Source organism: Rhizobacter sp. (assembly GCF_035702065.1).
Classification (GTDB): Bacteria; Pseudomonadota; Gammaproteobacteria; order Burkholderiales; family Burkholderiaceae_C; genus Rhizobacter.
In genome coordinates this window covers 1-8,745 of sequence record NZ_DASSRA010000098.1, presented here as the reverse complement: position 1 = coordinate 8,745, position 8,745 = coordinate 1, and the positions used below count along the sequence as shown (strand labels likewise).

9 protein-coding genes are annotated in these 8,745 nt (G+C 66.6%); 4 read left to right on the top strand and 5 right to left on the bottom strand.

The features are described 5' to 3' along the window. Positions 1-25: 25 nt before the first annotated feature. The gene (gene speB, locus VFL64_RS04520; RefSeq protein ID WP_489539192.1) at positions 26-967 is read right to left on the bottom strand and encodes an agmatinase; all 942 of its coding nucleotides are present in this window, start codon (positions 965-967) and stop codon (positions 26-28) included. 274 nt (positions 968-1,241) lie between these two features. On the opposite strand from speB, the gene aceA reads away from it, so the two are divergent. Beyond that, on the top strand, positions 1,242-2,540 hold the full coding sequence (aceA, locus tag VFL64_RS04515; protein ID WP_489539191.1) for an isocitrate lyase: 1,299 nt from the start codon (positions 1,242-1,244) through the stop codon (positions 2,538-2,540). 99 nt (positions 2,541-2,639) lie between these two features. Here aceA and VFL64_RS04510 read toward each other — a convergent pair whose 3' ends face one another. Next, the gene (locus tag VFL64_RS04510; RefSeq protein WP_489539190.1) at positions 2,640-3,788 is read right to left on the bottom strand and encodes an iron-containing alcohol dehydrogenase; all 1,149 of its coding nucleotides are present in this window, start codon (positions 3,786-3,788) and stop codon (positions 2,640-2,642) included. A gap of 119 nt (positions 3,789-3,907) precedes the next feature. On the opposite strand from VFL64_RS04510, the gene VFL64_RS04505 reads away from it, so the two are divergent. Continuing rightward, positions 3,908-4,819 carry an alpha/beta hydrolase gene (locus VFL64_RS04505; protein WP_489539189.1) on the top strand — a complete coding sequence of 304 codons (912 nt, stop codon included), beginning with the start codon at positions 3,908-3,910 and terminating at the stop codon, positions 4,817-4,819. Beyond that, the gene (locus VFL64_RS04500) at positions 4,816-5,679 is read left to right on the top strand and encodes a YbgC/FadM family acyl-CoA thioesterase (protein WP_489539188.1); all 864 of its coding nucleotides are present in this window, start codon (positions 4,816-4,818) and stop codon (positions 5,677-5,679) included. Before VFL64_RS04505 ends, VFL64_RS04500 begins: the two co-directional genes overlap by 4 nt. A gap of 6 nt (positions 5,680-5,685) precedes the next feature. Here VFL64_RS04500 and VFL64_RS04495 read toward each other — a convergent pair whose 3' ends face one another. The 3 genes from VFL64_RS04495 to ygfZ are packed head-to-tail and all read right to left on the bottom strand — an operon-like array spanning position 5,686 to position 7,924. Then, complete coding sequence (locus VFL64_RS04495; protein ID WP_489539187.1) at positions 5,686-6,654, bottom strand: NRDE family protein; 969 nt, start codon at positions 6,652-6,654, stop codon at positions 5,686-5,688. Beyond that, a complete protein-coding gene (locus tag VFL64_RS04490; protein WP_489539186.1) occupies positions 6,642-6,956 on the bottom strand; it encodes a DUF4936 family protein in 315 nt (104 codons plus the stop codon). The genes VFL64_RS04495 and VFL64_RS04490 overlap by 13 nt, the downstream gene beginning before the upstream one ends. A 59-nt stretch (positions 6,957-7,015) precedes the next feature. Next, on the bottom strand, positions 7,016-7,924 hold the full coding sequence (gene ygfZ / locus VFL64_RS04485) for a CAF17-like 4Fe-4S cluster assembly/insertion protein YgfZ (protein ID WP_489539185.1): 909 nt from the start codon (positions 7,922-7,924) through the stop codon (positions 7,016-7,018). A gap of 69 nt (positions 7,925-7,993) precedes the next feature. Between ygfZ and mltG the strand changes: the two genes are divergently transcribed. Then, positions 7,994-8,745 (top strand): endolytic transglycosylase MltG (mltG, locus tag VFL64_RS04480; RefSeq protein WP_489539184.1); only part of this gene is annotated, 752 nt, incomplete at its 3' end.

Sequence of the window (8,745 nt, the reverse complement as noted above, 5' to 3'; positions counted from 1 at the left end):
CAGAGGTGCTGATTCGTTGTGCAAATCAATAAGAGCCCGGTTTGCGGGCGTTGGAAATAAGCCTGCCGCACAGGTAAGTCCAGACGAAATTGGCGGCGGCGTAGCTGGTGAGCTCCGCGTGATCGTACGGCGGGGCCACCTCGACGCAGTCCATGCCCACGAAGGGCAGGTCGGCCAGCTCCTCAAGCAAGCTGAGTACCTGGTTGGTCGTCATGCCGCCCGGCTCGGGCGTGCCGGTGCCGGGCGCGAAGGCGGGGTCGAGGCAGTCGATGTCCAGGCTCAGGTAGACCGGCGGGTGACCATGCTGCGCCAGGCGGTTGCGGATGGCGTCGAGCGCCGGGGCGAGCTGTTGCGGGCTTTCCAGGCCACGCAGGTCGCGGGCGGTGAAGATCTGGCCGCCCTGGTCGCGCACGTACTCGCGCGCCTCGCGCAGGCCGGCCGAGCGGATGCCGATCTGGGTGAAGCATTCGTTGATCACCAGGCCTTCCTGCATGGCTTCATAGACCCAGGTGCCGTGGCCGCTGGGTTCGCCGAAATGGTCGGACCAGGTGTCGCAGTGCGCATCGAAGTGGATCACCGCGAGCGGCCGGCCCAGCCAGGCCTTGTAGGCGCGCAGCAAGGGCAGGGTGATGGAATGGTCGCCGCCGATCCAGGCCATGTGGTGGGCGCGGACGAGGCGCTCGGCCTGCGGCGCGAGCGCGGCGCGCATGCCTTCGAGGCTGGTGTTGGGCAGGACGAGGTCGCCCACGTCACCGAGCATTCCTTCCGGGCTGAGATTGAAGTGCGGGTGCGTGCCATCGCACAACATGTGGCTGGCTTCGCGGATGGCGCGGGGGCCGAAACGCGCGCCTGGGCGGTTGGTCACGCTGCCGTCCCAGGCAACGCCGGCGACGGCGTAGGGCGTATCGCCGCTGGCCGGTGGCGCACGCAGAAAGCGGCTGTCGGAGAGGAAGGCGAAGGAGCTCATGGTCAGCGAGCTTGCCACGTGTGACGGACTTTCACATTCAGGAATAGGCGTTTCGTAATGTGGTATCCGCAGATGTTGCAATGCCGCATTTCTTCCCATCTAAGAAAAAGAGATTTCTTATCATGGGATAGATTGCCTAAGTCATTGATTTGCTTATGTAAGATTTTTAGTCTTATATAAGACACAAGTCTTCCCCTCCGGAACGCTCGGCGCTATTCTTGAGCCCAGATTCTTCCTCCCGCTGATCTCTTTCCCCAACCTCTAGGAGTTCGTCATGACGCAACCGACTCGTGAACAACAGATCGCCGCCCTTGAAAAAGACTGGGCGGAAAACCCCCGCTGGAAGGGCATCAAGCGCGGCTACACCGCTGCCGACGTGGTGCGTCTGCGCGGCTCGCTGCCCATCGAGCACACGCTGGCCAAGCGCGGTGCCGAAAAGCTGTGGAACCTGATCAACACCGAGCCCTTCATCAACTCGCTCGGCGCACTGACCGGCAACCAGGCCATGCAGCAGGTCAAGGCCGGTCTGAAGGCCATTTACCTGTCGGGCTGGCAAGTCGCCGGCGACGCCAACAGCAATGGCGAGATGTACCCCGACCAGTCGCTGTATTCGGTGGACTCGGTGCCGAAGGTCGTGAAGCGCATCAACGCCACCTTCAAGCGCGCTGACGAGATCCAGTGGTCCGAAGGCAAGAACGACATCGACTACTTCGCCCCGATCGTGGCCGACGCTGAAGCTGGTTTCGGTGGCGTGCTGAACGCCTTCGAACTGATGAAGGCCATGATCGACGCTGGCGCCGCCGGCGTGCACTTCGAAGACCAGCTGGCCGCTGCCAAGAAGTGCGGCCACATGGGCGGCAAGGTGCTCGTCACCACCCGCGACGCCGTCTCCAAGCTGGTGGCTGCCCGTCTGGCCGCCGACGTGTCCGGCGTGCCGACTGTTCTGCTGGCCCGTACCGACGCGGAAGCCGGTGACCTCGTCACCTCTGACGTGGACGACAACGACAAGCCCTTCCTGACCGGCGAGCGCACCGTGGAAGGCTTCTTCCGCACCCGCAACGGCCTGGAGCAAGCTGTCAGCCGCGGCCTGGCTTACGCCCCGTACGCTGACCTGATCTGGTGCGAAACCGGCAAGCCCGACCTGGCTTTCGCCAAGGCCTTCGCCGACGCCATCCACGCCAAGTTCCCGGGCAAGCTGCTGGCCTACAACTGCTCGCCGTCGTTCAACTGGAAGAAGAACCTCGACGACGCCACCATCGCCAAGTTCCAGCGCGAGCTGGGCGCGATGGGCTACAAGTACCAGTTCATCACGCTGGCTGGCTTCCACAGCCTGAACTACTCGATGTTCGACCTGGCCTACGGCTACGCGCGCAACAACATGAGCGCCTTCGTCGAACTGCAAGAGAAGGAATTCGTGGCCGCCGAGCGTGGCTTCACCGCAGTGAAGCACCAGCGTGAAGTGGGCACCGGTTATTTCGACGCTGTCACCACGACCATCGAAGCCGAAGCTTCGACGGCCGCACTCAAGGGATCGACCGAAGACGAACAGTTCTTCGACGCAAAGCACGGCTGAACCATCAACCGTCGCTAAGAAGCAAAGCTGGGGTGGCGACCTGCCATCTTGGCTTCCAGCCCAGGAGCCACAAGCCCCTGGGCTTTTTCATTTCCGGCCCTACATCGATGCTTCGAGCATCTCCCGGTAGTCGTCGCGCGTCGCGATGCGTGGGTTGGTCTTGTGGCAGTGGTCGGCCATCGCGCCGTCGATCACCTTCTCGAACAGGTCTTTTGTGACACCCATGGCGGCCAGGCCGCTGGGCAGGCCGAGGCGCTTGTTCATGTCGCGCAGCGCATCGGCGAGTTCGTTGCCTTGGCTGTCGGTGCTGCCGATGCCCATGGCATGGGCCATGCGCTGCAGGCGGTTTTCCTTGGCGATGGACTCGGCGCTGGCGTTGAACTTGACGACGGCCGGCAGGAACATCGCGTTCAGCGTGCCGTGGTGCAGCCTGGGGTTGGCGCCGCCCAGGCTGTGGCTCAGCGAGTGCACGCAGCCCAGGCCCTTCTGGAAGGCCATGGCGCCCTGCATGCTCGCGCTCATCATGTTCCAGCGTGCTTCGCGGTCCTGGCCATTGCGGGTGGCGCGCTCGATGTGCTTCCAGCCGCGCTCCAGTCCGTCGAGGCCGATGCCATCGGCCGGTGGGTTCACGGCCGGGGCCATGAAGGTCTCCATGCAATGGGCGATGGCGTCCATACCGGTGGCTGCGGTCAGCAGGGGCGGCAGGCCGATCGTGAGTTCGGGATCGCAGATTGCGACACGCGGCAGCAGCGACCAGTTGTGGAAGCCCAGCTTGCGGCCGTCGTCGACGATCACGATGGCGCCGCGCGCCACCTCGCTGCCCGTGCCCGCCGTGGTGGGCACGGCGATCAGCGGCACGACCGCGTCGGTGATCTTGGCGCTGCCGCCTTCGATGGTGGCGTAGGTCTTCATCGACCCCGGATGCGTGGCAGCGATGGCCACGCCTTTGGCCAGGTCGATGCTCGAGCCGCCGCCCACGGCGATGAGGCCATCGCAGCCGGTGGCCTTGTAGACCTCGACGGCCGCGCGCACGGCGGCTTCGGTGGGGTTGAAGGGCGTCTGGTCGAACACGGCATGCGGCACCTTGCCCAGCGCGACGAGTGCCTTGTCGAGCACACCGGCCGCCCGCACGCCGGCATCGGTCACGACCAGCGGCTTCTTGATGCCGATGCGCTCGCACTCTTGCGGCAGCATGGCGACGGTTCCGAAGTCGAGCTGGATCTGCGTGAGGTAGTTGATGAAAGCCATGGTGCAAATGCCCTGAGGATGCGTGGAGAGTCGGTCGCTCAGTATGCTCTGGCACACTGCCGCGCTGCATCGGTACATCCCATTGGCCTCTCGTGAATGACCCCCTTCTGACCTCCGCGATGCGAGGCGTCTTGACGCGTATCGCACGTGCGGACTTCACGCCGCTGTACCGCTTGCCGGTGCGCGAGGCGCGCTCCACGTACACCCTGGTGTCGGAGGTGCTCGACCTGCCGCGGGCAGCGCTCGCGCGGGTCGAGGAGCTTCACATCCCGGCAGGCGATGGCGCGGCCTTGCCCGCACGCCTGTACGCGCCCAGCCACGAGCGCTTGCCGGTGCTGCTGTACCTGCATGGCGGCGGCTTCACCATCGGCAACCTCGAGACCCACGACAGCCTGTGCCGCCAACTCGCCCTGCGCAGTGGCGCGGCCGTGCTGGCGTTGAACTACCGCCTGGCGCCGGAGCACCGCTTTCCGACCGCGGTGAACGATGCGTGGGCTGCCATGACCTGGCTGCACATGCATGGTCACACGCTGGGGCTCGATGGCTCCCGCCTCGCGGTGGGCGGCGACAGTGCCGGCGGCACGCTCTCGGCGGTGAGTGCGCTGCATGCGCGCGACACCGGCTTGCCGCTCGCGCTGCAGTTGCTGATCACCCCCGGCACCTCGGCCCACCAGGACACCCCGTCGCACGCGCGCTTTGCCAACGGCTACCTGCTCGACGCCGAAGGCATCGGTTGGTTCTTCGACCACTACATCGCGCACGAAGACCGCACCGACTGGCGCTTCGCCCCGCTGCATGCCGACGACACGGAAGGCACGGCGCCGGCCTGCGTGATCCTTGCCGAGTGCGACCCGCTGGTCGACGAAGGCGTGGCCTATGCCGACAAGCTGCGCGCGGGTGGTGTGGCGGTCGAGCTGGAGATCTACCGCGGCGTGACGCACGATTTCATCAAGATGGGACGCTCCCTGCCCGAAGCCGGCGCGGCCATGAACCTGGCCGCCGCCGCACTCAAGAAAGCATTCGAGACATGAAGAGAAGCGAGTTCCGGTTCACCGAGCGCCTGCGCGTGCGCTGGGTCGAGGTCGACGTGCAGAAGATCGTCTTCAACGGCCACTACCTGATGTACTTCGACACCGCGGTTGGCGGCTACTGGCGCGCACTCGCCATGCCTTATGCCGAGACCATGGCCTACCTGGGCGGCGACCTCTTCGTGCGCAAGGCGACGGTCGAGTACGAAGGCTCGGCCCGCTACGACGACGTGCTCGACATCGGCGTGCGTTGCGGGCGCATCGGCAATTCGTCTCTGGTGTTCAGCTGCGCCGTCTTCAAGCACGAGCAGCTGCTGGTCAGCGGCGAACTGGTCTATGTGTTCGCCGACCCGGCCACGCAGAAGTCCAAGCCGGTGCCTCAGGAGCTGCGCGACCTGCTCCAGGCCTTCGAGGCCGGCAAGCCCATGGTCGAGGTGCGCGTGGGCGGCTGGGATGAACTGGAGCGCGATGCTCGCAACATCCGCACTTCCGTCTTCATCGAAGAGCAGGGCATTCCCATGCAGATGGAGTGGGACGAGGCCGACCCTGACCCGGGTTGCATCCACGCCGTGGCCTACAACCGCTTCGGCCGGCCGCTGGCCACGGGGCGCCTGCTGGAGCACGTGCCGGGTGTGGCCAAGATCGGCCGCATGGCCGTCGCGCAGACCATGCGCGGCAGCGGGGTGGGGCGCTCGGTGCTCGACGCGCTCATGAAGACCGCCCGCGAGCGCGGCTACCGCGAAGCGGTGCTGCATGCGCAGACCTCGGCCGAGGCCTTCTACAGCCGGGCGGGTTTCGTGCCGCGAGGGGTGGTCTTCGAAGAGGTCGGCATCCCGCACATCGAGATGATGCGCAACCTCTGAAGACGGTCAGTAGACCGTGCTGGGCGCCGAGGTGCGGCGGCGGCGCGTGCCTTCGGGCTTGAGCAGGCTGCGCACCCGCGTCTTGCGAATGGCCGGTGGCTCGCCCGCGCTTTCTTCGCTTTCGGTCACCGCGCCTTGCGAGACGCTCTCGGCCGGCGTGTCATCGGCATAGCGGGGCGGCCAGTCCTTCAGCGTGGAGCGGCGCAGCAGGGCCATGCCGCCGGTGGCGCTGTAGGTGCGCTCCAGCACATGGGTCACCATGCGCTTGTTGACGCGCTCGGTCACGACGATGGTCGAGCAACGCGTGCCGTAGCCACTGTCAGGCGTGCGGATGAAAGCCGGAGACAGCGCCTTCTCCAGCTCGCGATTGATGCCGGTGGACGGCAGCAGTTCGTCCGGGGCTTGCGTGCGGTCGCCCAGCGCCTCGAACAGGCGCGAGATCAACACGTCGACCGATTCGCTGCTGTCGATGGCCTCGCGCATCTCGTCCTTGAGCGCAACGACCTTGGGCCAGGGCGTGTCCAGCGAGGCGTTCGACAGGCCGTACAAGCCGCGCTCCAGGCGCATCGGGTTGGCGTCGTGGTTCGAGGCCCAGAAGCATTCGCCGCGCTGGAAGTCGGCGGCGATCAGGTTGAAGCCGTTGTGGCCCGACAGCGCGGTGTGCATCCAGAAGCGGTCGGGCGTGAGGTCGCCGGCCAGCCAGCGCGGCACGATGGTCCCGCGCGAGGGTGCCGACGCGTCCTTGTGGCTCGGGTCGCGCACGTTGGTGATCAACGCCAGCCGGCCTTGTGTGGTGAGGCCGAGCCAGGTGCCGCCGGCCTCGAGGTCGCGGCCACCCAGGATGTCGGGTAGGCCGGGGCCGGGCGACCACCAGCCCAGGCGGGCGGCGGGGCGCTTGAAGAACTCATCGCGGTTCGTGGCGAGCACCAGCGGGAAACGCCGCGACTGATCGAGGGCAAGGGCTACGAGGCACATATGAAGCTGCTTTCGACGAAGCTTTCGGTGTGGCGCAGGCCATTGATCAGCGAAGCGAGCTGAGCCTGGGCAGCGATCTCGATCTCACCTTGCAGCGATTCAGAGATGCCGTTCGGGCTCGAAGGCGCGGCGTAGGTTTCCATCCAGGTGTGCAATCCATCGGCCGCCTCGGGGCGGCGCAAGAGCCGGGCCTGCAGGCCGGGGTGCCGCCTCTGCAGATCGGCTTGCAGAGCCAGCGCCGCAGCGCGCAGAACGCTGGCGTTTTCAATCGTCGCTCGATAGTAGATGAACAACTCGCGCACGATGGATCGCAAAGAGTGGGCGGTGTGAACTGTTGCCGCGGATGGCCGGCGGGTTTGTTTCAGCCGGCCTCGATGGGAACGCTGTAAGGCAACTCGGCTTGCTGCAGGCGTGGGCCGTCCGCCGCGCCCAGGTGCATGCTGCCGTGGCCCACCGCTGCAAGCTTCAGTTCGACAAGCGCGCTGTGCCCGGCTGCATTGGCCACCAGGCCGGCCGGTTGCGACGGGTCCGAGCTGTGAAAAACTTCCTGCCCGGCGCTGGGCTGGGCTTCGCTGTTGAAGAGGAAGGTGCGGCGCTTGATGGTGCCGCGGTACTGGCTGCGCGCCACGATCTCCTGGCCGGGGTAGCAGCCCTTCTTGAAGTCGACACCACCCAGCAGCTCGTAGTTGAGCATCTGCGGCACGAACTGGTCGACGGTCGCGGCTTCGATGGTCACCACGCCGCTGGCCACTTCGCCCCAGCGCCAGGTGGCGGTGTCGAGCGCAGGCAGGGTGGGCACTGCGGTGTCGATGGGTGCGGCCCACAGGTAGCGTGCGGTGCCGGCGGCATCGGGCAGGCGGATGATGTCGGCGCCGTCGCGTGAGAGCCTGTCCCACACCGAGGCTGCACCCGCGTAGGCGGTGGCCGATGCGCCGGCCAGGCCGAGCAGGCGGAACTCGCCGCTGGCGTCGCTGAGCTTGCACTTGGCGCGCAGCACGAACATCGACAGGCGCTTGAGCGTGGGTGCCAGCAGGTCGGCGCTGCAGGCCAGCAGCACCTCGTCATCCGAGCGCTTCCAGCCGATGAAGCTCGCCAGCAGCCTGCCCTTGGCCGAGCAGTAGCCGGCGAGGCGTGCATGGGCCTTGTCGAGCAAGGCGAAGTCGTTGGTGAGTTGGCCATGCAGGAAGGCCGCGGCATCGGCGCCTTGGGCGCGGATCACGCCCCAGTGGGGCAGGGGCGCGGCGCCTTCGAGAGAGGTGGAGGTCGTCATGCGCCGATTATCATCAGCCCCCATGATCCAACTGCCTTCAGGGTTGATGCGCCACGGCGCCGGCCTGCGATGTTCGTGAAGTTGCTGCGCCGCCTGCTGTTGCTGGCCGTGCTGGCCGCAGTCGGGGCGGCAGCCGCGGTGGTGTGGTGGCTTGATCGGCCGCTCGATCTCGCCGCCAATTCGGTCGAAGTCTCCATCGAACCCAAGACCGCGCCGCGCGATGTGGCCCTGGCCTGGGTGCAGGCCGGCGTGCGGGCGGATGCTCGCCTGCTGTACGAATGGTTCCGCTGGTCCGGGCAGGCGCGCAAGATCCGCGCGGGCAGCTACGAAATCGAACGAGGCATCACACCGCGCGGCCTGCTCGACAAGATGGTGCGTGGCGACGAGGTGCTGGCCACGGTGCGCCTGATCGAGGGCTGGACCTTCCGCCAGTTCCGCGCCGAGCTGGCCAAGGCACCCGATCTCAAGCAGACCACCGCCACGCTCAGCGAAGCCGACCTGATGACCGCCATCGGGGCACCCGGGGTGGCTCCCGAAGGCCGCTTCTACCCAGACACCTACGCCTTCAGCAAGAACGCGAGCGACGTGGCCGTGCTCAAGCGCGCCTACCGTGCCATGCAGCGCCAGCTCGAAGCCGCCTGGGCCGAGCGGGCGGCCAACACGCCGCTGCGCAACATGGACGAGGCGCTCACGCTGGCTTCCATCGTCGAGAAAGAGACCGGCGCGGCAAAGGACCGCGGCCTGGTGGCCGGCGTGTTCGTGAACCGCCTGCGCATCGGCATGCCGCTGCAGACCGACCCCACGGTGATCTACGGCCTGGG